Source organism: Streptomyces sp. NPDC051218, assembly GCF_044455475.1.
Classification (GTDB): Bacteria; Actinomycetota; Actinomycetes; order Streptomycetales; family Streptomycetaceae; genus Streptomyces.
On the sequence record NZ_JBITEU010000015.1, the window covers coordinates 14,037 to 35,907 of the forward strand.

The window sequence follows — 21,871 nt, forward strand, 5'->3', positions numbered from 1 at the left end:
GCACGCCTTCCCCGAACTTAGAGAGGGCTATAAATCTAGCGGCGTCTCTAAGTACGGGGCAACCGGGGAAACCGGGGCAATCGTTGGCCGCCGTCAGAGATGCATCATGGCCATCACTTCAGGACTCCGCACGCCGGTCGCCACACCGGGCACCTCCTCGCCGGGCCGGATCCACCCCGCGTCCTCGGCCGCGGTGACGGCGGCCCTCTCCGCCATGTCGGCCTCGGAGTTCAGGCCCTCGTCGGCGCCCAGGGCCTTCGCCCCGGACGCTGTTCCGGCGGCCAGCGAGGCTTTCAGGGCGGCCTTGCAGGCCGCAGCGGCAAACGCAACTGCCCCGTCTACGAGTTGTGCCATCTGGGAAGCCTGCGCCGCGGACGAAGCCGCGTTACGGGCGCAACGTGAATCCGCCGCGGGATCAGGCTCGCTCTCGGAGAGTACGGCGAGGGCCTGCGCCGCCACGCGGGCTGCGTGAGCCGCCTTCCAGACGGCGTCCGCCTGGTCCTGGGAGGCATGCTGCTCGACGTAGCGGCTGAGAGCTGCCGCCCGCGCGGCCGCACTCTCGGCCCGGGTGGCGTGCAGCGCTTTGAGGGACGCGGCCAGCGGCTCCCGCTCTACGTGGCCGTGCTCGTGCTCGTTCACCGGCACCTCCTGCGGCTCTTCGTGCGCACAGCGGATGTGCCGGGCAGGGTGGCACGTTGCCGCACAACAGACCAGGGCCATGCACGAACAGGGCAATTTCCCCCGCCCAACCACTGTCCTGGTTCTGGTCTACTGGAAAAGCCCCAACACATCGTCCAGCGACCAGACTTGCCAGCCCATGGCGAAGAGGACAACGACTGAGATGAGCGCCATCATCAGGTTCTGACCCTGCTCGGCCCAGTCGTGAATCATCAGCACGAAATAGATCAGGTTGAGTACGAGGCCGCCGATCAGCGCGATCGGCGTGAGGAAGCCGAAGATGAGGCCGAGCCCGAGCGCCAGCTCCGCGTAGGCCACGATGTAGGCCATGAGCCGGGGCCGGGGCTTCACCGTCAGGTCGAAGCCGGACCGGACGAACTGCCAGCGGTGCTTCTCGGCGATGCCCACAGCCCAGCCGATGCCCCCTCCGGTGAACCACGTCTTCTTGTCCTTGTGACGCCAGCTCTCCAGCCACCACAGGCCGAGCCCGATCCGGAGCACGGCCAGCCACTCGGCCCCGCTGAGCCACATCGTCTGCATCGAGCGTCCTCCTTCAGCCTGCCCTGCCCCAACCTGACGGAGCGTCAGTTCAGCGGATCGCGCCCGATCGCGCAAGGGGTCGAGTTTCAAGCGGACTGTTGCCGTCATCGGTGCGAGCCCATAACCTCAATCTGATGGTCCGTCAGATGCGTGTATGGGAAACCGGCAGGTAGTAGGGGGCACAGCAGTGGACAACAACGAGGTCGGGGCCAAGGAGCTCCCCCGCGTCATCAGCGTGGACGACCACGTGATCGAACCCGCGCACCTCTTCGAGAAGTGGCTCCCGAGCAAGTACCGCGACCGGGGCCCGAAACCCTTCACGGCGGGTATCGGCGAACTGGAGTACATCGGCGGCAAGTACAAGTTCACGACGGACCCGGAAGGGCAGGTCACCGACTGGTGGGAGTACGAGGGAGAGATCTTCCCGTACAAGCGCATCATCGCCGCCGTCGGCTTCTCGCGGGACGAGATGACGCTCGACGGCATCACGCGCGAGCAGATGCGCCGCGGCTGCTGGGACCCGGCGGCCCGCCTGAAGGACATGGACATCAACCACGTCGAGGCGTCCCTCTGCTTCCCGACGTTCCCCCGCTTCTGCGGCCAGACTTTCTCCGAGGCCAAGGACAAGGAGGTCGGCCTCGCCTGCGTCCGGGCGTACAACGACTGGATGGTGGAGGAGTGGTGCGGTGACAGCGGCGGACGGCTGATCCCGCTGTGCCTCATCCCGCTCTGGGACGTGGATCTCGCCGTCGCCGAGATCAAGCGCAACGCCGCCCGCGGCGTGCGGGCCGTGACGTTCAGCGAGATCCCGACGTACCTCGGGCTGCCCTCGATCCACTCCGGCTACTGGGACCCGTTCTTCGCGGCGTGCGAGGAGACCGGCACGGTCGTGAACATGCACATCGGCTCGTCGTCACAGATGCCGGCGGCTTCTCCCGACGCGCCCCCGGCCGTTCAGGCCTCCCTGAGCTTCAACAACGCGATGGCCTCGATGATGGACTTCCTCTTCTCCGGAGTCCTGGTGAAGTTCCCCCGCCTCAAACTCGCCTACAGCGAGGGCCAGATGGGCTGGATCCCGTACGCCCTGGAGCGCGCCGACGACGTCTGGGAGGAGCACCGCGCCTGGGGCGGGGTCAAGGACCTGATCCCGGAGCCTCCGTCGACGTACTACTACCGGCAGATCTTCTGCTGCTTCTTCCGGGACAAGCACGGCGTCGCCTCGATCGAGACCGTGGGCGTCAACAACGCCACCTTCGAGACCGATTACCCGCACGTCGACTCGACGTGGCCGCACACGAAGGCGGTGGCCGAGGACCACGTCGGCCATCTCCCCGAGGAGGTGGCGTACAAGCTGCTGCGCGGGAACGCGATCCGGATGCTGGACCTGCCGTTCGACCGGGCCCTCTGAACCTCGGAGAGGGTCCACTCGTGGTGGGCCGGGAGGATCCGGCTCCACCACCGGGCGGGAGGCGGGAAGCGGGAGGCGGGAGAGCGGGGGCTGAGAGTGAACAGGGTCAGCGCAGCGTCTCGGCGTCCACGCGGGAGAAGACCAGCTCGCTCTCGCCCACGATGGGGCCGCGCCACCGCACCGGCGGCTCCGGGTGACGGATCGCGTGCGGGTAGTTCTCGGGCCGGTAGTCGGTGGGCAGCCGGTAGGTGTGGAAGCCGTGCCGGGCCATGGTCTCCATCAACTCATCGATGCAGTCGCCCAGTTGGGACATGCGGTCCGGGGTGACCTCCACGGCGATCTCCACATCCGGGCGAAGCTCTCCCAGGGCGGGGGCCAGGCCGCGGATGACGCCGCCTTCCGCGCCCTCCACATCGATCTTGATCACACGGGCCCTGCTGAGTTCGTCCTCGTTCAGGATCTCGGGCAGGGGCCGGGCCGCCATCTCGAAGCTGGACTCGGCCGGACCGTCGTACGGGACGATCGAGTTGGCGCCCATGTTGTTCGAGCTGGCGAGCACGAAGGTCAGCGTCTTGTGGCTGTCGGAGACCGCCGCGTTGACGGCGCGGACGTTGGCACAGTCGTTGAGACCGATGTGCTGCAGCACGCGGTCGTGGAACGTGGGCGATGCCTCGATCGCGACCACCCGGCCGGTGCTGCCGACGAGGCGCGAGCCCAGGACGGCGAAGTAGCCGACGTTGGCTCCCACGTCGACGAAGGTGTCTCCGGCGCCGAGGCGACCCTGCAGCCACCGTGTCATGTGGGGCTCCCACACGCCGTAGAGGCTGATGAACCGCTGGATGAGGTCGCGGGAGTCACAGGCGAAGCGGGCGTCGAACCGCGCCTCGACCACACGCTGCCGCGGGTGGTCGCGCAGGTACGGGTTGAGGTACCGGGCCGAGAGCGGGCCCTTGAGCAGCGAACCGGGAGCGTTGCGCACGTAGCCGCGACCGAGGGTGGCCAGCAGCTCCGACGCGCGGCGGGGGATGGCGGGAGGCATAGCCGTGACCGTACGAGTCCGCCGCGGCCGGGGCAAGATCGGCAGGATGCTACCGGCCACGCGCGGCCCCACTATGAGGCCCTACTGCGAAGCCCCGTTACGAAGCCCCGGTCAGCCAGAGCCGAGGGGATAACGCCACTGGAAGTGCTCAAGCGCTCGCGCCCTGGCCTCGACGACCGCCATCCGCGCATCGCGCTCCGCCGTGTCGACGTGCGCCGCCTGCCCCGTCACCTGCCCCTCCCACTTGCGGTAGAGCAAGCCCACATCGGCGGAGAACCAGCCGCGCGAGGTCGCGTTCAGGGCGAGCAGCAGCCCCGTGTCCTCCGACGCCGGCAGAGCCATCCAACCCCCCAGGGCCACGAGCAGCTCGTGGCGGACGAAGAGCGTGGCCGGATGGATCGGCAGCCGATAACCGTGACCGGCCCAGTAGTCGAGCACTTCCCGGCGCTCGACCAGCCCGTGCCCGGGGTCGCCGGGGAAACCTTCGGTGGACCCGTCGGGGAGCAGATCGAGCACGCGTGACGTCGCCCAGCCGATGCTTCGGTCAGCTTCGAGAGCCGCGAGGTCGCGGGCGAGCGCGCCGGGCGCGAGCTGGTCGTCCGCGTCCAGGACCTTCACGTACTCGCCGTCCGCACTCGCCAAGGCCATGGTCCGCGCGACCCCGGGGCCTCCCGGGCGCCCTTGCTTGAACGTGACCCGCTCGTCGTCGGGGACGTGCGGCGCGACCTGGTCGGTCGTCCCGTCCTCCTGGATCAGCCAGCGCCACTGCCAGCCTGCCGGCAACTCCTGCGCGCACAGGGACTTGTACGCGTCAGCGAGGAAATGCGCCGACGGTGCGTGGACGGCCGTGACGATGATGATGCGCCGGCTCACGGCTCACCACCTTTCCAGGTGAGTCGTGAAGAGCATTCGCGTGCGGTCTCCGGGCAGGGTGGCGCGGGACATCTCGACGAGGCGGTTGTCCGTGTCGTACAAGGATTTACGTGTGACGAGTACGGCAGTCCCGGGAGGCAGCCCCAACTGGTCCCGCGGCCGTGCATCTTCTCGTAGGCCTTGGCCACTGGTGCACACCCTCCTGCCGGACGGAGGTCAGCCTATGACTCTTCAGGAGGTCTTACGTCGTCCGCAATCGCCTCGGCGTGTGAGCGCCCCGCGTAGAGGCCCGCGTACAAGCTGAAGATTCAAGGAATGCGGACCGCGTTATGCGAGCCCCGCTCCAATGAAAAGGGACTAATGGCAGCCGGCGCCCGACGGGAGCATGAAAACGCCCGATCGCTGGCGACGGGGGATGCACCAGCGATCGGGCTGTGGCCAACCGTAACAAGGCCGATCCCGTAAGGGGAGTCAACTACTCCGTCCAGATGTGGAGTTGTGATCGGAATCACGCAACGTCATCCATAGGGGAGTGCAGGCGACCGCTACTCCTCGCAGGGCGGCTCGTACGAGAGGCGGGGCAGATACTCCTGCCACTTTTCGTGCGTAAGGACGCCCCGAGTGGTCGAGCAGATGCGGCGAATCGCCTTGTCGATGTCCAAGTTCCAGAGCCGGACCGTATCCGTGCCGCTCGAAACTCCGAGCATCTCTCCCTTGGGGCTGAACAACAGGAAGCTGCCGGTCTTGGCGTTGGGGCTCATCGACTGCCCGATGGGGGAGGCGCTGGAGGGGTCGGAGGCGTCCCAGAGCCGCACGGTGTTGTCGTTGCCGCCGCTCGCCACCGTGCGGCCGTCCGCGCTGAACGTCAGGGACACCACCGCGTCGGTGTGGCCCGTGAGGGGCGAGCCCAACCGGGTCGCCTCAGCGGGGTCGTTGATGTCCCAGAGCCGGACCGACCCGTCGTCGCTGCCACTGGCCAACGTGTCGCTGTCCGGGCTGTAGGCGAGCTCGTTGATGGGGCCGAGGTGCCCCTTGAGAGGCCTGCCGAGCCGGGCGGCGTGACGCGGGTCGGAGACCTTCCAGAGCCGGATGGTGCCGTCCGCGCTGCCACTGGCGAGAGTCCGGCCGTCCTTGCTGAAGACGAGGGAGTTGACGTAACCCTCGTGGCCCGTGAGGGGCTCGCCGAGCCGACGGAGACGCGACGGGTCGCTGACGTCCCACAGCTGGATGGTGCGGTCGGTGAGCGGGGACGCCAGGGTGCGCCCGTCCGGACTGAAGGCCAGCGCCGCCGCGAACCGTGTGCGCAGGGCGACGGGCGGCCCGTGGGGGACGGGGTGAGCCGGGTCGGCGACGTTCCACAGCTGCACCGCTCGGCTCCCCGTCAGGACCGCGAGGGTCTTGCCGTCGGGGGAGAAGACCGGCGAACGCACCTCCCCTTCCGCGGTCTTGAAGGGTCTGCCCAGTACCACGGGCCGACTGGGACGCTCCACGTTCCACAGCCGGACCCGTTCGTCACGCCCGGCCGTGGCGAGCACCTTCCCATCGGGGCGGAACGCTCCGATCCGGCCGATCATGTCCGACGTCGGTATCGACCACAGGCGGACCTTGTTGTCACCGCTGCCCGTGGCGAGCATGCTTCCGTCGGGGCTGAAGCCCAGCGCGTACATCTCCCCGCTGCTGCCCGCGAGGGGCTCACCGACCTGCGAGGGGTGCGCCGGATCACGGACGTTCCACAGGCTCGCCGTGCTGTCCGCGCTCGCGGCCGCGAGCATCGTCCCGGCGGAGTTGAAGGCGACGGACCACACGGGGCCGGTGTGGCCGGTGAGCGGCACGCCCAGCAGCTTCGCACGGCGCGGCTCTGTCACCTTCCAGAGCCGGATCGCGTTGTCGCTGCTGCCGGTGGCCAGAGTGTGGCCATCAGGGCTGAAGGCCACGGAGTGCACCGTCCCCGCATGGCCGGTCAGTGCCTTGTCGATGGGCTTGGGGCGGCGCGGATCGGCCACGTTCCACATCCTGACCGTGCCGTTGTCACCACCGGCGGCCACGGTCCGGCCGTCCGGGCTGAAGGCCACGGACCGCACGGCGGCGGTGTGGCCGGTCAGCGTGCCGAGCGCCTTCGCCCCGCCCGGGTCGTCCACGTCCCACAGCCGAACGGTGTGGTCGTCGCTCGCGGAGGCCAGAGTGCGCCCGTCCGGACTGAAGGCGACCAGGTAGATCGCGCCGTCATGCCCGGTCAGCGGCGAACCCAACGAGCGCGGGTGAGCGGGGTCCCGCACGTCCCACAGCCGGACCGTGCCGTCGTCCGAAGCGGTGGCGAGTGTGTCGCCGTCCGGACTGAAGACGGCGCTGCTCGTCCAACTCTTGTGCCCGGTGAGGGGTTTGCCCAGCGGCTTGGCGTGCGACGGGTCCGACACATCCCACAGCCGTACGGTCCGGTCGTAGCTGGCAGTGGCGAGGACCCGTCCGTTGGGGCTGAACGAGGTGAGGTAGACGGCGCCCTTGTGGCCGAGGAGCGGGGTGGCCAGCGGGGCGTTCACGATCGAGAGCAGCCGGTTCTCCGTGCCTTCGTCGCCCGGTCGCAGGTTGTGTGCGACCAGGTCGAGTTGGGCGGACAGGGAGGGGTCCGTGTCCTGGACGCGGTCAGCCTCGGCCACCACCTGCTCGAACACCGCGTCGTCCCGCTGCTGCCATGCGACCACGGCCGCGACGACGGCCACCATGGCGAGAACGACCAGCGCGGCCACCGCACCCCGCGTGATCAGGACCGTCCGCTTACGGAGTCTGGCCGAGGCAGCCAGGAACTCCACCGCGCCCTTGGTCAGGAACGTGCCACCGGCGGTCTTCCGCCAGGCGCGGGCCTGTTCGAGGCGGGAGCCCCGGTAGAGGAGTGACGTGTCGCGGTCGGAGTCCTCCCAGGTCCTGCCGTCCTCCTCGAGGCGCTGCCGCAGCAGGTTGTCGTTCCTGTCCTCGTCGATCCAGTCGCGCAGCCGGGGCCAGGCGTGGAGCAGCGCTTCATGGGTGATCTCCACGGTGTCCGAGTCGAGCGTCACCAAGCGCGCCCGTACGAGGGCTTCGAGCGATTCCTCGGTCTTGCCGGGGTCCGTCGACTCCTCGGCCAACTGGCGCCGCGCCCCCCGCCTGCGTGTGGCCTGGGTGTCCTCGCCGAGCCTGACGAGCCTGAGGAGGAGCAGCCGCGCGGCCGTGCGTGCGGCCGGGTCGAGGTCGGACCAGGCGCGTTCGGCGCTCGCCGCGACCGCGCCCTGGATTCCGCCCGCCGCGCGGTAGCCGGCCAGCGTGAGCCTGCCGGTCTTCCGCCGCTGCCAGGTGGCGAGCAGCGCATGGGAGAGGAGCGGCAGCACTCCGGCGTCGTGCGCCCCGCGGGGCCCGTCCGTGCTCACTTCCCGGACGATCAGCTCGGCGAGCCCCGGTTCGAGTTCGAGACCCACGGCCTTGGCCGGGCTGGTCACGGCCTCGCGCAACTCCGATGTGGTCAGCGGCCCGAGGACCATGTGCCGGTGCTGCAGCGCGTCGGCCAGTTCGGGGAACCGGAGGCACTGCTCGTAGAAGTCGGCGCGTACGCCGAGGACCACGAGCGCGGCGGCGGGATCACTGGCGCCGTCGGGGCCGGCGTCGGGGCCGGGCCCGGGTCCGGGGGAGCAGGCGGCCTGGAGGAGCTGGATGAAGGTGCGCTTGCTCGCGTCGTCGGAGGAGAGGGTGAACGTCTCCTCGAACTGGTCCACGATGATGACGGGGCGGCCGGCGGAGGGGTGATCGTGGGCGGCGGAGGGGGCCTGGCGTCGCGCCCACGCCGTGACGGACTCCCGCACGGCGTGGGCGAATTGCGGGGTCCTACGGCCTTCGGCGGCGGGTGATGCGGGCGTTGCGGGTGACGCGGGTGCCTCCGGCGCCCCGGGAGCCCCAGGCGCCGCCCCACGCACCCCGAGCGTCCCAGGCACCCCGGGCCCCTCACCGTCGGCGGAGATGACGTGCGCGAGCTCGGGTATCTGGCGGGTCAGCTCGCCGAGGGGATCACTGCCCGGCACGAGCTGCAGCACCGGGCCCGCGGGAGAGCCGTCGTCGCTCAGGGCGCCGTTCTGCAAGGTGGGCACCAGGCCGGCGTTCAGCAGAGATGACTTCCCTGCCCCCGAAGCGCCGACGAGCATGACAAGGCCGCCGGTCCTCTCCACCGCGCGGAGCTGAGCGACGAGGGCGGCGGTACTCCGCTCCCGCCCGAAGAACCACCGCGCGTCCTGCTGCCGATACGAAGCCAGGCCTCGGTAAGGACAGACACCCTGGACGGCGGCCGCGGCCTCGCCCTGCAGCCGTTCCTCGTCCTCCGTGGCAGAGGCGGCGCGGCCACCGGCGGGGTCGGCCACCGCGCGCTCCCACAGGAGCTGCCACTGGGCCATGTCGTAAAGACCGGTGGACACGGGCGTGGGCTGCTCGCGCCGTGCTTCGGGTATCAGCACATGGAGCACCGCCGAGAGGGCGGCAAACTGTGCGGGCACGTTCTTGGCCCGCCGCCAGTCGCTGATGCGCTGGGCGGACACCCGCACGGGCCGCCCACGTTCGTCGACCCGCTGATGCCGTACGACTGCCTCGGCCACGCGCTGGAGGGGAGGATTGCCGGCTTCCTTGTACAGCAGCGCGAGACGTTCCGCGAAGGCTGTGCGTGCCCCTGAGTCGGGACTCAAGGCCTCCACCCCTTACTTCCTCCGCGCCTGAGCATCCGGTCCGGAAAACTCACCCTATACGGCTGACCTGCGGTTAAGGGCTCCGGATGATGACGGAACCTCCCCCTCCGTGGCCCTAACTGGCAGGATCCAAAACCGGTAGCGAACCAACCGCGCAGCGTCAGGGCAGGTCATCGGCTCGGGGTGACCCGCTGAGGAGACTCGCGACGCCGCATGGCCACGGCTGGTTTTCGCCGATCACCTCCGGACCGTTGTCACGCGGACTACGGATCCGTCTTTCCTCGATCCGCGCTGATACGCCGACATGGCGCGGATCGATGCGGCCCGCGTCGTTCGGTACCGGTCCCCACAGGGGAGGGACCGGCACCGAAACGACGTGGTGCGCCCGGGATTCGGGGGCGGGGTCGCCCGGGTGATCGATGTGCGGTGGCTCCGAACGAGTGGACTCCTTCACGCGGGGCCGGGTGGGCGGGCCCTTGGCGCGGGCAGAGGTGGTGATGTTCGTGAGGTCCGCCCCCCTGCCCGGAAGAGGCGCCTCCGAATGAGACGTTCCCGTTCCACCTCCCGCCGTGCCCTCTGTGCCGCGCTGCTCGCCGCGTCCTTGTGGGCGCCGACGACGGCCCAACCCGCCGCGGCGGACCAGCGGCCCGTCGCCGCTCACCCCGACAAGGGCGACTGCCCCAAGAGCCTGGGACGCAAGCTCACGTCCCGCCTCGACAAGGCCATGAACGACGTCGGAAAGAAGGCGGACATCCCCGGGGCCGTGGTCGGCCTGTGGATGCCGGGCAAGGGCTGCTACGTCCGGTCCATGGGCGTCGCCGACCTCAGGACCGGCAAGCCGATGGCCGCCGACTCCTTCGTCCGGATCGGCAGCGAGACCAAGACGTTCACCGTCACCGCGCTGCTCCAGCTCGTGGACGAAGGCCGGGTCAAGCTGGACGAGCCGATCTCCACCTACGTCAAGGGCGTGCCCAACGGCCGCCACATCACGCTGCGCCAGCTCGCGGAGATGCGCAGCGGCCTGTTCCCGTACACCGAGGACGCCGGCTTCATCCACGACCTCCTGAGCGACCCGCAGCGCACGTTCACCCCGCGCCAGTCCCTCGCGTACGGCTTCAAGCACCGCAACACCTCCGCCCCGGGCAAGAAGTTCCAGTACTCCAACACCAACCTCGTCCTGCTGGGCCTGGTGATCGAGAAGGTGACCGGCCGCCCCCTGGCCGACGTCATCCACCACCGCGTACTGCGCCCGGCGAACCTGCGCCACACCCTGTTCCCGCGGGGCAACGAGTTCCCCGACCCGCACCCGCGCGGCTACACCAACCAGACCCTGAACGGTGAGGTCGCGGACGCGACGAACTGGAACCCCAGCTGGGGCTGGGCGGCCGGCGCGATGATCTCGAACCTGCACGACCTGCGTCACTGGGCCAAATCCGTGGCCACCGGACAACTGCTCAGCGAGAAGACCCAAAAGCAACGCCTCAAGACGCTCCCCACCGGCATCCCCGGCACCACCTACGGTCTCGGCATCTTCAAGACCAACGGCTGGATCGGCCACAACGGCTCCATCCCGGGCTACGAGACGGTGACGGTCTACCTGCCCTCCCAGAAGGCCACGCTGGTCGTCATGATGAACACAGACATCACCACCCAGGGCCAGGAACCCTCCACACTGCTGGCCCGCGCCATCACAACGGTCGCCACCCCCAAGAACATCTACGACGGCTCAGCAACGGCGCCGTAGCCAAAGAAACACGCACAAAGCCAGAGGGCCGGTACTGAATCCAGTACCGGCCCTCTGACCTGCTGCTTAGCTGTCGGGGTGGCGGGATTTGAACCCACGACCTCTTCGTCCCGAACGAAGCGCGCTGCCAAGCTGCGCTACACCCCGATGTCGTTGCTCCACCTGCCCGCATTGCTGCTGGCCGTGGCGACATCGATTACTTTAGCGGACCGGCGGCCGGAGACGAAATCCGGTTTTCGGTGGCCTCCGGGGATGCTGCCGTCAGGGTCAGCAGCGTCACCTCCGGGGGGCACGCGAAGCGCATGGGGGTGTAGCGGTTCGCGCCGCAGCCCGCGGAGACGTGCATGAAGGACGTGCGGCCATCCGCCTCGTGCTTCGACAGCCCCTTCACGCGCTCCGTGTCCAGGTCGCAGTTGGTGACCAGCGCCCCGTAGAAGGGGATGCACACCTGCCCGCCGTGGGTGTGGCCCGCGAGGATCAAGGGGTAGCCATCGGCCGTGAAGGCGTCAAGGGCGCGCAGGTACGGGGCGTGCACGATGCCCATCGAGAAGTCGGCGCCCGCGTCGGGACCGCCCGCCACGCGCGCGTACCGGTCGCGCTTGATGTGCGGGTCGTCCACACCGGTGAGGCCGATCTCGTAGCCCTCGATCTTCAGGGCGCCCCGCGTGTTCGTCAGGTTCACCCAGCCCGCGGCGTCGAACCCGTCGCGCAGGTCCTCCCACGGGTTGTGGATGACGCCGACGGCGGGTGGGTTGCCGTTCAGGCCGTGCTTGCCCTGCGCCTTTTCCAGGAGGTAAAGGGCGGGGTTGCGCAGCTTGGGACCGTAGTAGTCGTTCGAGCCGAAGACGTACGCCCCGGGGAACTCCATCAGCGGGCCGAGCGCGTCCAGCGTCTCCGGTACGCCCTCGGGGTCGGAGAGGTTGTCCCCGGTGTTGATCACGAAGTCGGGGCGCAGGCCCGCGAGCGAGCGCAGCCAGCGCTGCTTCTTGCGTTGCCCGGAGACCATGTGGATGTCCGACACCTGGAGGACTCTGAGCGGCCGCATCCCCGGCGGAAGGACGGGCACCGTGACCCGTCGCAGTCGGAAGGAGCGGGCTTCGAAGCCCACCGAGTAGGCCAGTCCGGCGGCGGCCGTCGCCGTGATTCCCAGAGGTACTGCGTATCGCGCGCGCATCCACCCATGGTGTCAGACCCGAAGGCCCCGTAAATCTGCGGGCGTCGGGCCGTACGCACCTGCGACAATCACGGCATGACCACGCTCAAGTCGAAGCTTCAGGATGACCTCACCGCCGCGATCAGGGGGCGTGACGAGCTGCGCTCCTCGACGCTCCGGCTGACCCTCACCGCCATCACGAAGGAGGAGGTCGCGGGCAAGACGGCCCGCGAGCTCTCCGACGATGAAGTGCAGAAGGTGATCGCGCGCGAGGCGAAGAAGCGCCGCGAAGCCGCTGAGGCCTTCGCCCAGGGCGGACGCGCCGAGCAGGCCGAGAAGGAGAAGGCGGAGGGCGAGATCCTCGCCGAGTACCTGCCGAAGCAGCTCTCCGACGACGAGCTTCGGGCCATCGTCGCCCAGGCCGTCGAGGAGGCCAGGGCCGCCGGTGCCGAGGGGCCGCGTGCCATGGGCCAGGTCATGAAGATCGTGAACCCGAAGGTCGCCGGCCTCGCGGAGGGCGGCCGCGTCGCGGCCGTGGTGAAGCAGCTGCTCGCGGGCTGAGCAGGCGGGTAGGCGGGTAGGCGGATAGCCGGACACGCAGGTACGTGAGTGGGGGGCGCCCCCTGATGATCAGGGGGCGCCCCCCACTCACGTACCGGAGACAGGGAGTGACCGGGCCCCTACCGGCCCAGCCGCCTACCGGCCCAGCCGCCGCCTACCGGCCCCAGCCGCCGATCCCGCCACCGTCACCGCCTCCGATGCCGTTCCCGCCGTTACCGCCACCGCCGATGACCTCCGGCGGCAGCGAGATGTCCGGCCACGGATCGCCACCGCCGCCGTTGTTGCCCCCGCCACCACCATTGCCGCCGCCACCGCCGCCGTTGCCGTTACCCGGCGGCTTGTTGTCGTCGTGGTGCTCGTCCTTGTCCTTGTTGCCGTCCGGGATGTGGACCGTGTTGAAGCCCGGCGCGGGCTTGCCCGCTAGCGCGCCGCTCATCGCGTCCCGCCAGATCGGACCGGGGACCTCACCGCCGAAGACCTTGTCGTAGTGGACTCCACCGATGGGGATGTCGACCATCCGCCGCTTGTGCTGCGGGTCGCCGACCCAGACCGCGCCCGACATGTTCGGGGTGTAGCCCACGAACCAGGCGGCGTAGCGGAAGTCGGTCGTACCCGTCTTGCCCGCGCTCGCGCGGGAGCCGAGGCCGGCCTGCTTGCCGGTTCCGTCCTCGACCACGCCCTTCAGGAGGGTGTTGATCGTGTCCGCGGTCTTCGCCGTCATGGCGCGCGAGCACGTCGACTTCGGCACGGGCAGCGACTTTCCGCCAGGCCCGGCGATCGACTCGATGGCGACGGGCGTGCAGTGCTTGCCGCGCGCCGCGAACGTGGCGTACGCGCCCGCCATCGTCAGCGGCGACATCTCCTGGGTGCCGAGCGCGATCGACGGCGCCTGGTCGATCTTCCGGCCGTCCGCCCGCTCGACGCCCATCTTCTCGGCCATCTGCGTCACCGGGCAGATCCCGATGTCGCCGATCATCTCCACGTAGTACGTGTTGACCGACTTCGCGGTCGCTTCCCGCATGTCGTACGGGCCGACCTCGGCTTCGTTCTCGTTGGTGAGCTTCCAGTTCCCGGTGTTCGCCCACTTCTTGCCGTCGCACGCCGCGACGCTGTCCGGATACGGCATCTCGTACGGGGAGCCGTAGCTCTTCGTGGGCGGCATCCCGCCCTCCAGGGCGGCCGCGGCCACGATCGGCTTGAACGTCGATCCCGGCTGGTAGCCCGCGCCGCCGCCCATGGAGTCGTCCACGGAGAGGTTGATCGTGGTCTCGTCCTTCTTGAAGCCGTAGGGCCGCGACTGGCCCATGCCGAGGATCTTGCCGGTCCCCGGCTCGACGATGGTGGCGGCCGTCGCCACGTCGTCGGACTGGTTGACGTGATCCTTTATCGAGGCCTGGACGGACTGCTGTGCCTTCGGGTCGAGAGTCGTCTTGACGCGCAGACCGCCCTGGTTCCAGACCTTGGCCCGCTCCTCCTTGGTCTTGCCGAAGACCGGGTCGGAGAGGAAGACCTCGCGTACGTAGTCACAGAAGAACCCGGCGCCGCTGACCGCCGTGATGCAGCCGTTCTTGGGCCTGCTCACCTTCAGGCCGAGCGGCTTCGCCTTCGCCTCCTCGGCCTCCGCCTGCGTGATGTCGTGCGTCTCCGCCATCCGCTGCAGCACCACGTTGCGGCGCTTGGTGGCCTCTTCGGTGTCGTTGACGGGGTCGTAACGGCTGGGGGACTGCACGATGCCGGCCAGCAGCGCGGCCTCCTGGACCTGCAGGTCCTTGGCGGGCTTGGAGAAGTAACGCTGGGCCGCGGCCTCGACTCCGTACGCCTGCTGCCCGAAGTAGGTGATGTTCAGGTAGTTGCTGAGGATGCGCTTCTTGCCGAGCTTCTCCTCGACCTGGATCGCGTACTTCAGCTCGCGGATCTTGCGCCCGAGGGTCTGCTGCGTGGCCTCGGCGACCTTCGTCGGGTCGTCACCCGCCTCCTCGACGAAGACGTTCTTCACGTACTGCTGGGTGAGCGTGGACGCGCCCTGGGAGACGCCGCCGCTCTGCGCGTTCTGGTTCAGCGCGCGCAGGATGCCCTTCGCGTCGACCGCGCCGTGCTCGTAGAAGCGGGAGTCCTCGATCGCGACGATCGCCTTCTGCATGTACGGCGAGATCTCCGTGAGGGGGACCACCGTGCGGTCACGCGAGTAGACCGTGGCGATGGAGCCGCCCTCGCTGTCGAGGATCGTCGTGCGCTGACTCAGCGGCGGCTGCTCCAAGTTGGACGGGATCTCGTCGAACTCCTCCACCGAGCCCTTCGCCGCGAGGCCGAGCGCGCCGGCCGCGGGCAGGGCGATACCTGCCAGTACGGCTCCCGCGAGCACGCTGACACCTAGGAACTTCGCGGCCTGCTGAGTTGGTGACAGACCACCGCCCGAGCGCTTCTTTCCCATGGGGGCAGCCTACGTTCTGATTCGCCGGACAGGCCTCAATGCCTTGGCCTAAGCTGCTCTCAACTGTCACAGCACTGCGGTTTGGCAACAACCCCTCCGTCGGTCCCGAATCCCGAGTGGGGTCTTCCCATGCTCTCCAAGCGCCAGGGAAAGTGTGTCCGAATTCGCCTCATGCGGCATTCGATGCCCGTTGTGACTCAGCTGAAGTGCCCGCATTTGACGGGTTAATCACGCATGTCGCCAGCTCACTCCGTCGGGTGATCTGCCGCTTACGCATAGTCCGTTCGGGCCATTCAAGATTGGGCCCGAAGGGGGTGTTGCGCTGTGCCCACCTTCCGTAACGTCCTCAACTGGCGGCGGTGAATATGCCGCTGCCGCCGTGGGGGAGCCTCGATTCGGGAGAGGACGGCGCCGGTATGGGCTGGGTAACCGACTGGAGTGCGCAGGCGGCCTGCCGCACTACCGATCCAGATGAACTGTTCGTTCAAGGAGCAGCGCAGAACAGGGCCAAGGCGGTGTGCACCGGCTGTCCGGTGCGCACGGAGTGCCTGGCCGACGCGCTGGACAATCGCGTCGAGTTCGGCGTGTGGGGTGGCATGACTGAGCGGGAGCGCCGCGCACTGTTGCGCAGGCGTCCCACGGTCACCTCGTGGCGCCATCTCCTGGAGACGGCGCGCTCCGAGTACGAGCGCGGCGCGGGCCTGCTGCCCGTGGACTTGGAGGACGACGAGACGTACGAGAGCTACGCGGCGGTGGGTTAGCGCCCGTCAGCCGCGTGGCGGTGCCCCGCGGGGGAGGCACAACCCCTTCGGGGGGAGGCCCCATCGGCCGCTTGGCGGTGGGCCGGCCTCGCTGTGCAGGCAGCACCGGCGTTCATGCGCTGCGGCGTTCATAAAGCTCCGGCGTTCCTGCGGGCTCCGCCGTTCATACGGCCCCGGCGTTCATACAGCTCCGGCCGGATCGCCGTCCGTACCGCCCGCGAGTCGGTCGCCGATGGCCCGAAGGCCTGCCAGGTCGTGCACGTCACCGGGCAGCGCCGTCACTTCGGCCACGGCCACCTCGGGGTGAAGCGCGGTGAAGCGGTCGCGCGTGCGCTGTTCGCGTGCGAGCAGCTGCATGCGTTCCGCGTGCAGTCGCAGCAGACCGGCGGTCAGCTGGTCCACGGGCTGCTGGGCATCGGGCTGCTGGGCATCGGGCCGCTGAGGGTCGGACTGCTGAGTGTCGTGGGGTTCGGCGGGAGCCTCGGGTGCTTCGGCGGGAGCCTCGTGTGCCTCGGGGGAAGCCTCGCTGGGGCTACGAACTGCAACCTTCCCGTCCTCCTGATCCACAATGCGGCGCTCATCAAGATTTTCCGCGGCGGCAAGCGCCCGCTCGGCCGAGAGCTGAGCGGCGCCGCTGCTGTGCACCCTGTTGAGCACGAGACCGGCGAGCGGCATGTCGTCCGCCGCCAGGCGCTCCACGAAGTACGCCGCCTCCCTCAGCGCGTCACGCTCGGGCGAGGCCACCACGAGGAAGGCCGTGCCCGGCGCCTGGAGCAGCCGGTACGTGGCGTCCGCGCGGGTGCGGAACCCGCCGAACATGGTGTCCATCGCGGCGACGAACGTCTGGACGTCCCGCAGCAGTTGACCGCCGAGCAGCTTGCCCAGGGCCCCCGTCATCATCGACATCCCGACGTTCAGGAACTTCATCCCGGCCCGGCCGCCCACCTTCGCCGGTGCCATGAGCACCCGGATCAGTTTCCCGTCCAGGAAGGAGCCGAGGCGCTTCGGCGCGTCGAGGAAGTCAAGGGCCGAGCGTGACGGCGGCGTGTCGACGACGATCAGGTCCCACTCGTCGCGGGAGCGCAGTTGCCCCAGCTTCTCCATCGCCATGTACTCCTGCGTGCCTGCGAAGCCCGCCGAGAGCGACTGGTAGAAGGGGTTGTTGAGGATCGCGCTCGCCCGCTCCTTGTCCGCGTGCGCCTCGACGATCTCGTCGAAGGTGCGCTTCATGTCGAGCATCATGGCGTGCAGCTCGCCGTCGCCGGACGAGCTCTCGATGGCCTTGACCCGGCGCGGGACGTTGTCGAGCGAGTCGATCCCCATGGACTGGGCGAGCCGGCGCGCCGGGTCGATGGTCAGGACGACGACCTTGCGGCCCCGTTCGGCCGCGCGCAGGCCGAGTGCCGCCGCCGTGGTCGTCTTGCCGACGCCTCCGGAGCCGCAGCACACCACGATGCGGGTCTTCGGGTCGTCGAGCAGGGCGTCCGCGTCGAGCGTGCGGGCCGGGTCCAGGGGGCGTGCCGTTTCCGCGTTCCGTGCCGGGTCCGAGGTCATGCGATCCCTTGCTTCCGCAGTTGCGTCGCGAGTTCGTAGAGCCCCGCCAGGTCCATTCCCCCGGCCAGCAGCGGGAGTTCGTGCAGGGGGAGGCCGAGTTCACCCAGGACGGCCCGCTGGGAGCCCTCCAGGGCGTGCCGCTCGGCGTACTCGGCGGCCTGCTCCAGGAGCGGGTCGACCAGACGCTCGGCGACGCCTCCTCGACGCGCCCCGCCGAGCCCGGCGGCGGACAGGGACTTGGCGATGGCGGTACGAGGTGTCTGCCCGAGCCCGTGCTCCAGGGCGTCCTCGTCGAGCAGCGCGGGCCGCACCATGTTCACGATGACGCGCCCCAGGGGGAGCCCCGCGGCGCGCAGCTCGGCGATCCCGTCGGCGGTCTCCTGGACGGGCATCTCTTCGAGGAGCGTCACCAAGTGGACCGCTGTCTCCGGTGACTTGAGGACGCGCATCACGGCCTGTGCCTGGTTGTGTATGGGCCCGATCTTGGCGAGCCCGGCCACCTCGTCGTTCACGTTCAGGAAGCGTGTGATGCGGCCGGTGGGCGGCGCGTCCATCACCACGCAGTCGTACGCGTAACGCCCGCTCTTGTCCTTGCGGCGTACGGCCTCGCAGGCCTTGCCGGTCAGCAGGACGTCCCGCAGGCCCGGCGCGACGGTGGTGGCGAAGTCGATGGCGCCGAGTTTCTTGAGCGCCCGTCCGGCGCCGCCCAGCTTGTAGAACATCTGGAGGTAGTCGAGCAGCGCCAGTTCGGGATCGATGGCGAGGGCATACACCTCCCCGCCCCCGGGAGCGACGGCGATCTTCCGCTCCTCATACGGCAGCGCTTCGGTCTCGAAGAGCTGCGCGATGCCCTGTCTGCCCTCCACCTCCACGAGGAGAGTGCGCTTGCCCTCCGTCGCGAGGGCGAGCGCGAGTGCGGCGGCAACCGTGGTCTTGCCGGTACCGCCCTTGCCGCTGACGACCTGGAGCCTGCTCACACTTCCGAGCCTAACCAGTCGCCGTACGGACTAAGCAGGAGGCCACCGTGAGCAGTGCCTCACAACGGCTACAGTCGGCCATATGACCAAGTGGGAATACGCAACCGTGCCGCTGCTCGTCCATGCCACGAAGCAGATTCTGGACACCTGGGGCGAGGACGGCTGGGAGCTCGTCCAGGTCGTCCCCGGGCCGAACAACCCTGAGCAGCTCGTGGCCTACCTGAAGCGGGAGAAGCAGGCATGAGCGGCAATGTCGAGGCGAAGCTGGCCGAGCTGGGCATGACGCTGCCCGAGGTCGTGCCGCCGCTCGCCGCCTACCAGCCGGCTGTCCAGTCCGGTGTGTACGTCTACACCGCGGGCCAGCTCCCGATGGTGGACGGCAAGCTTCCGATGACCGGCAAGGTCGGCGGGGAGGTGACCCCCGAGGAGGCCAAGGAACTGGCCCGCACGTGCGCGCTGAACGCGCTCGCCGCGGTGAAGTCCGTCGCCGGTGACCTCGACCGGATCGCGCGGGTCGTGAAGGTCGTCGGCTTCGTGGCGTCGGCCCCGGACTTCACGGGCCAGCCCGCCGTGATCAACGGCACGAGCGAGCTGCTCGGTGAGGTCCTCGGCGACAAGGGCGTGCACGCCCGCAGCGCCGTGGGCGTGGCGGTCCTGCCGCTGGACGCGCCGGTCGAGGTCGAGATCCAGGTGGAGCTGACCGAGGCGTGACCGGCGCCCTGTCGGCTGCCTTCTGGCACCCGATAGTTGCCTCTCGAACATCCGCCCACTAGGGGATAGCCTCCGCCCATGGCTAATGGGCAGTGGTACCCCCCGGAGTGGCCCGACCGCATCCGTGCGCTGAGCAGCGGTGAACTGACACCCGCGACTCCGCGCCGGGCGGCCACGGTCATGCTCCTGCGGGACTCCGTGACGGGCCCCGCCGTACACATGCTGCGCAGACGCGCCTCCATGGCTTTCGCCGGAGGCGCGTACGCGTATCCGGGTGGCGGTGTGGACCCGCGGGACGACGACCACCTCGTGCGCTGGGCGGGCCCTTCGCGCGCTACGTGGGCGGCGCGTCTCGGGGTGGACGAGCCGGGCGCCCAGGCGATCGTCTGTGCCGCTGTCCGCGAGACGTACGAGGAGGCGGGCGTGCTGCTCGCCGGGCCCACCCCGTCGACCGTGGTCGGCGACACCACGGGCGAGGACTGGGAGGCGGACCGCGAGGCGCTGGTGGCCCGCGCGTTCTCCTTCGCGGAATTCCTCGACCGGCGGGACCTGATCCTCCGCAGTGACCTGCTCGCCGCCTGGGCCCGGTGGATCACCCCGGAGTTCGAGCCGAAGCGCTACGACACGTTCTTCTTCGTGGCGGCTCTCCCGGAGGGGCAGCGCACGCGCAACGCCTCCACGGAGGCCGACCGTACGGTGTGGATCGCTCCGGGGGAGGCCACGGCGGGGTACGACAAGGGCGACCTCCTGATGATGCCGCCCACCATCGCGACCCTGCGCCAACTGACCCCCTACGGCTCGGCCGCGGACGCCCTCGCTGCCGCCCCGGACCTCACCCCGGTCCTGGCCCAGGCACGCCTGGAGGAGGGCGAGTTGGTACTGACGTGGCCGGGCCACGAGGAGTTCACCAAGCACATCCCTACGAGGGGTTCCGCATGACCGAAGCCGCCGCTCTTCCCGGCCAGCCCCGGGGCGGAGTGCTCAGTGGTCCCGCCACCGCCCGCGCGGTCAACGTCCTGGCACCCAACGCGTCCGCGATGACGCTGGACGGGACCAACACCTGGATCGTGTCCGAGCCGGACTCCGGGCTCGCGGTCGTCATCGACCCGGGGCCCCTGGACGACGTACACCTCCGGAACGTCATCGCCACGGCCGAGAAGGCCGGGCAGCGGGTCGCGCTGACCCTCCTCACGCACGGCCACCCCGACCACGCGGAGGGCGCGGCCCGCTTCGCCGAGCTGACCGGCACCAAGGTGCGGGCCCTCGACCCCGCGCTGCGCCTCGGTGACGAGGGTCTGGGCGCGGGTGACGCGATCACGACGGGCGGCCTGGAGCTCCGGGTGGTCCCGACGCCGGGCCACACCGCGGATTCCCTCTGCTTCCATCTCCCGGCCGATCAGGCGGTCCTGACGGGGGATACGGTCCTTGGCCGCGGTACGACGGTCGTGGCGCACCCTGACGGGCGTCTGGGGGACTATCTGGACTCCCTGCGACGCCTGAGGTCCCTGACGGTCGACGACGGCGTGCACACGGTTCTGCCGGGCCACGGCCCGGTCCTGGAGGACGCCCAGGGTGCCGTCGAGTTCTACCTCGCCCACCGCGCGAACCGCCTGGCCCAGGTCGAGACAGCCGTGGAGAACGGCCACGCGGCCCCGTCGGACGTGGTCGCCCACGTCTACGCGGACGTGGACCGCTCCTTGTGGCCGGCAGCGGAACTGTCGGTGAGGGCGCAGCTGGACTACTTGCGAGAACACGGCTTGATCTAGCCGCCGACGAGGCCCTCGACCGCGGGGCAATCGGGTGGGTGGGCGGGAAAGTTTGTGCGGAAGCACGGATGGGCCCCGCCCCAAACGAGGCGGGACCCATCCGCGTACGAAACAGCGTCAGCGAAACCGCGTCAACGAAACCGCGTCAGCGTGACCGCTTGGCCAACCGCTCCACATCCAGCAAGATCACCGCACGCGCCTCAAGCCGAAGCCAGCCGCGCCCCGCGAAGTCCGCCAGAGCCTTGTTGACCGTCTCGCGGGACGCGCCGACCAGCTGGGCCAGCTCTTCCTGCGTGAGGTCGTGCACGACGTGGATGCCCTCTTCGGACTGCACACCGAAGCGGCGCGACAGGTCGAGGAGAGCGCGGGCCACACGCCCGGGCACGTCGGAGAAGACCAGATCGGACATCTGGTCATTCGTCTTGCGCAGGCGCCGGGCAACGGCACGCAGCAGCGCCGCGGCCACCTCGGGCCGCGCGTTCAGCCACGGCTGAAGGTCGCCGTGGCCCAGGCCGAGCAGCTTGACCTCGGTCAGCGCGGAAGCGGTCGCCGTACGCGGACCCGGGTCGAACAGCGAGAGCTCACCGATGAGCTCGCCGGGGCCGAGCACCGCGAGCATGTTCTCGCGGCCGTCGGGTGAGGTGCGGTGAAGCTTCACCTTGCCCTCGGTGACCACATAAAGGCGGTCTCCGGGGTCACCCTCATGGAAAAGCGCATCCCCGCGCGCGAGCGTCACCTCACTCATGGAGGCGCGGAGCTCCGCGGCCTGCTCGTCATCGAGCGCCGCGAAGAGCGGGGCGCGCCGCAGAACGTCGTCCACGAGTTCTCTCCTTGTCGGCCTGCATCAGGGGTCTGTGACCCCCCATTTTGCCGGACGGTCCAAACAGTGTGATCAGTCACAAGTCTGCCGCACCGGCGTCGCAAGCTGTGCGGGAGGGGGCCAATTGGGGGCCGATCCATAGGGTCCAGGGCGGATGTCAG

General features: G+C 69.4%; 19 protein-coding genes and 1 tRNA gene. 8 read left to right on the forward strand and 12 right to left on the reverse strand.

All coding sequences use genetic code 11. The annotated features are described in order from the left end of the window. Positions 1 to 93: 93 nt before the first annotated feature. Together ACIBCK_RS35525 and ACIBCK_RS35530 are read right to left on the reverse strand one after the other, a co-directional pair. Complete coding sequence (locus ACIBCK_RS35525) at positions 94 to 639, reverse strand: hypothetical protein (RefSeq protein WP_399397020.1); 546 nt, start codon at positions 637 to 639, stop codon at positions 94 to 96. Positions 640 to 768: 129 nt separating this feature from the next. After that, positions 769 to 1,218 carry a DoxX family membrane protein gene (locus ACIBCK_RS35530; protein ID WP_399397021.1) on the reverse strand — a complete coding sequence of 150 codons (450 nt, stop codon included), beginning with the start codon at positions 1,216 to 1,218 and terminating at the stop codon, positions 769 to 771. 187 nt (positions 1,219 to 1,405) lie between these two features. Here ACIBCK_RS35530 and ACIBCK_RS35535 point away from each other — a divergent pair, with 187 nt between their 5' ends. Next, on the forward strand, positions 1,406 to 2,626 hold the full coding sequence (locus tag ACIBCK_RS35535; RefSeq protein WP_399397023.1) for an amidohydrolase family protein: 1,221 nt from the start codon (positions 1,406 to 1,408) through the stop codon (positions 2,624 to 2,626). A gap of 106 nt (positions 2,627 to 2,732) precedes the next feature. On the opposite strand, the gene ACIBCK_RS35540 is transcribed toward ACIBCK_RS35535, so the two are convergent. The 4 genes from ACIBCK_RS35540 to ACIBCK_RS35555 form a co-directional block, all read right to left on the reverse strand. After that, positions 2,733 to 3,665: an FkbM family methyltransferase gene (locus ACIBCK_RS35540; protein ID WP_399397025.1), complete on the reverse strand. Its 933-nt coding sequence runs from the start codon at positions 3,663 to 3,665 to the stop codon at positions 2,733 to 2,735. A 111-nt stretch (positions 3,666 to 3,776) separates the two neighbouring features. Then, positions 3,777 to 4,538: a glycosyltransferase family 2 protein gene (locus tag ACIBCK_RS35545; protein WP_399397027.1), complete on the reverse strand. Its 762-nt coding sequence runs from the start codon at positions 4,536 to 4,538 to the stop codon at positions 3,777 to 3,779. A 3-nt stretch (positions 4,539 to 4,541) separates the two neighbouring features. Next, positions 4,542 to 4,736 carry a UTRA domain-containing protein gene (locus ACIBCK_RS35550; RefSeq protein WP_399397029.1) on the reverse strand — a complete coding sequence of 65 codons (195 nt, stop codon included), beginning with the start codon at positions 4,734 to 4,736 and terminating at the stop codon, positions 4,542 to 4,544. Between the two features lie 347 nt (positions 4,737 to 5,083). Continuing rightward, positions 5,084 to 9,241 carry a hypothetical protein gene (locus tag ACIBCK_RS35555; protein ID WP_399397031.1) on the reverse strand — a complete coding sequence of 1,386 codons (4,158 nt, stop codon included), beginning with the start codon at positions 9,239 to 9,241 and terminating at the stop codon, positions 5,084 to 5,086. A gap of 532 nt (positions 9,242 to 9,773) precedes the next feature. Here ACIBCK_RS35555 and ACIBCK_RS35560 point away from each other — a divergent pair. After that, positions 9,774 to 10,976 carry a serine hydrolase domain-containing protein gene (locus ACIBCK_RS35560; protein ID WP_399397033.1) on the forward strand — a complete coding sequence of 401 codons (1,203 nt, stop codon included), beginning with the start codon at positions 9,774 to 9,776 and terminating at the stop codon, positions 10,974 to 10,976. Positions 10,977 to 11,049: 73 nt separating this feature from the next. Here ACIBCK_RS35560 and ACIBCK_RS35565 read toward each other — a convergent pair. Next, positions 11,050 to 11,123: transfer RNA gene (locus tag ACIBCK_RS35565), tRNA-Pro, on the reverse strand. A 49-nt stretch (positions 11,124 to 11,172) separates the two neighbouring features. After that, positions 11,173 to 12,150: a metallophosphoesterase gene (locus ACIBCK_RS35570; protein ID WP_399397034.1), complete on the reverse strand. Its 978-nt coding sequence runs from the start codon at positions 12,148 to 12,150 to the stop codon at positions 11,173 to 11,175. 75 nt (positions 12,151 to 12,225) lie between these two features. Here ACIBCK_RS35570 and ACIBCK_RS35575 point away from each other — a divergent pair, with 75 nt between their 5' ends. After that, a complete protein-coding gene (locus tag ACIBCK_RS35575) occupies positions 12,226 to 12,690 on the forward strand; it encodes a GatB/YqeY domain-containing protein (protein WP_399397036.1) in 465 nt (154 codons plus the stop codon). A 154-nt stretch (positions 12,691 to 12,844) separates the two neighbouring features. Here ACIBCK_RS35575 and ACIBCK_RS35580 read toward each other — a convergent pair whose 3' ends face one another. Further along, positions 12,845 to 15,121 (reverse strand): transglycosylase domain-containing protein, encoded by a 2,277-nt coding sequence (locus ACIBCK_RS35580; RefSeq protein ID WP_399397038.1) that lies wholly within the window; start codon positions 15,119 to 15,121, stop codon positions 12,845 to 12,847. A 416-nt stretch (positions 15,122 to 15,537) separates the two neighbouring features. On the opposite strand from ACIBCK_RS35580, the gene ACIBCK_RS35585 reads away from it, so the two are divergent. Next, positions 15,538 to 15,882 carry a WhiB family transcriptional regulator gene (locus tag ACIBCK_RS35585; RefSeq protein WP_361829254.1) on the forward strand — a complete coding sequence of 115 codons (345 nt, stop codon included), beginning with the start codon at positions 15,538 to 15,540 and terminating at the stop codon, positions 15,880 to 15,882. Positions 15,883 to 16,062: 180 nt separating this feature from the next. Here ACIBCK_RS35585 and ACIBCK_RS35590 read toward each other — a convergent pair whose 3' ends face one another. Next, positions 16,063 to 17,436, reverse strand: a complete 1,374-nt coding sequence (locus ACIBCK_RS35590) for an ArsA family ATPase (protein WP_399397039.1) — start codon at positions 17,434 to 17,436, stop codon at positions 16,063 to 16,065. After that, on the reverse strand, positions 17,433 to 18,413 hold the full coding sequence (locus ACIBCK_RS35595; protein WP_399397040.1) for an ArsA family ATPase: 981 nt from the start codon (positions 18,411 to 18,413) through the stop codon (positions 17,433 to 17,435). The genes ACIBCK_RS35590 and ACIBCK_RS35595 overlap by 4 nt, the downstream gene beginning before the upstream one ends. Positions 18,414 to 18,495: 82 nt before the next feature. Between ACIBCK_RS35595 and ACIBCK_RS35600 the strand changes: the two genes are divergently transcribed. The 4 genes from ACIBCK_RS35600 (at position 18,496) to ACIBCK_RS35615 (ending at position 20,890) form a co-directional block, all read left to right on the forward strand. Then, positions 18,496 to 18,657 carry a DUF4177 domain-containing protein gene (locus tag ACIBCK_RS35600; protein ID WP_003975360.1) on the forward strand — a complete coding sequence of 54 codons (162 nt, stop codon included), beginning with the start codon at positions 18,496 to 18,498 and terminating at the stop codon, positions 18,655 to 18,657. Continuing rightward, complete coding sequence (locus tag ACIBCK_RS35605; protein WP_367043957.1) at positions 18,654 to 19,124, forward strand: RidA family protein; 471 nt, start codon at positions 18,654 to 18,656, stop codon at positions 19,122 to 19,124. Before ACIBCK_RS35600 ends, ACIBCK_RS35605 begins: the two co-directional genes overlap by 4 nt. 78 nt (positions 19,125 to 19,202) lie before the next feature. Next, positions 19,203 to 20,063 carry an NUDIX hydrolase gene (locus tag ACIBCK_RS35610; RefSeq protein WP_399397042.1) on the forward strand — a complete coding sequence of 287 codons (861 nt, stop codon included), beginning with the start codon at positions 19,203 to 19,205 and terminating at the stop codon, positions 20,061 to 20,063. After that, positions 20,060 to 20,890, forward strand: a complete 831-nt coding sequence (locus ACIBCK_RS35615; protein ID WP_399397044.1) for an MBL fold metallo-hydrolase — start codon at positions 20,060 to 20,062, stop codon at positions 20,888 to 20,890. The genes ACIBCK_RS35610 and ACIBCK_RS35615 overlap by 4 nt, the downstream gene beginning before the upstream one ends. Positions 20,891 to 21,035: 145 nt before the next feature. On the opposite strand, the gene ACIBCK_RS35620 is transcribed toward ACIBCK_RS35615, so the two are convergent. Continuing rightward, positions 21,036 to 21,710, reverse strand: a complete 675-nt coding sequence (locus ACIBCK_RS35620; protein WP_016642758.1) for a Crp/Fnr family transcriptional regulator — start codon at positions 21,708 to 21,710, stop codon at positions 21,036 to 21,038. Between the last annotated feature and the right edge of the window lie 161 nt (positions 21,711 to 21,871).

Excerpts from the sequence above, each read along its gene's own strand:
- ACIBCK_RS35600 (WP_003975360.1), top strand. The coding sequence starts at position 18,496 with ATGACCAAGTGGGAATACGCAACCGTGCCGCTGCTCGTCCATGCCACG.
- ACIBCK_RS35615 (WP_399397044.1), top strand. The coding sequence starts at position 20,060 with ATGACCGAAGCCGCCGCTCTTCCCGGCCAGCCCCGGGGCGGAGTGCTC.
- ACIBCK_RS35585 (WP_361829254.1), top strand. The coding sequence starts at position 15,538 with ATGGGCTGGGTAACCGACTGGAGTGCGCAGGCGGCCTGCCGCACTACC.
- ACIBCK_RS35610 (WP_399397042.1), top strand. The coding sequence starts at position 19,203 with ATGGCTAATGGGCAGTGGTACCCCCCGGAGTGGCCCGACCGCATCCGT.
- ACIBCK_RS35590 (WP_399397039.1), bottom strand. The coding sequence starts at position 17,436 with ATGACCTCGGACCCGGCACGGAACGCGGAAACGGCACGCCCCCTGGAC.
- ACIBCK_RS35530 (WP_399397021.1), bottom strand. The coding sequence starts at position 1,218 with ATGCAGACGATGTGGCTCAGCGGGGCCGAGTGGCTGGCCGTGCTCCGG.
- ACIBCK_RS35605 (WP_367043957.1), top strand. The coding sequence starts at position 18,654 with ATGAGCGGCAATGTCGAGGCGAAGCTGGCCGAGCTGGGCATGACGCTG.
- ACIBCK_RS35580 (WP_399397038.1), bottom strand. The coding sequence starts at position 15,121 with ATGGGAAAGAAGCGCTCGGGCGGTGGTCTGTCACCAACTCAGCAGGCC.
- ACIBCK_RS35540 (WP_399397025.1), bottom strand. The coding sequence starts at position 3,665 with ATGCCTCCCGCCATCCCCCGCCGCGCGTCGGAGCTGCTGGCCACCCTC.
- ACIBCK_RS35575 (WP_399397036.1), top strand. The coding sequence starts at position 12,226 with ATGACCACGCTCAAGTCGAAGCTTCAGGATGACCTCACCGCCGCGATC.
- ACIBCK_RS35560 (WP_399397033.1), top strand. The coding sequence starts at position 9,774 with ATGAGACGTTCCCGTTCCACCTCCCGCCGTGCCCTCTGTGCCGCGCTG.
- ACIBCK_RS35570 (WP_399397034.1), bottom strand. The coding sequence starts at position 12,150 with ATGCGCGCGCGATACGCAGTACCTCTGGGAATCACGGCGACGGCCGCC.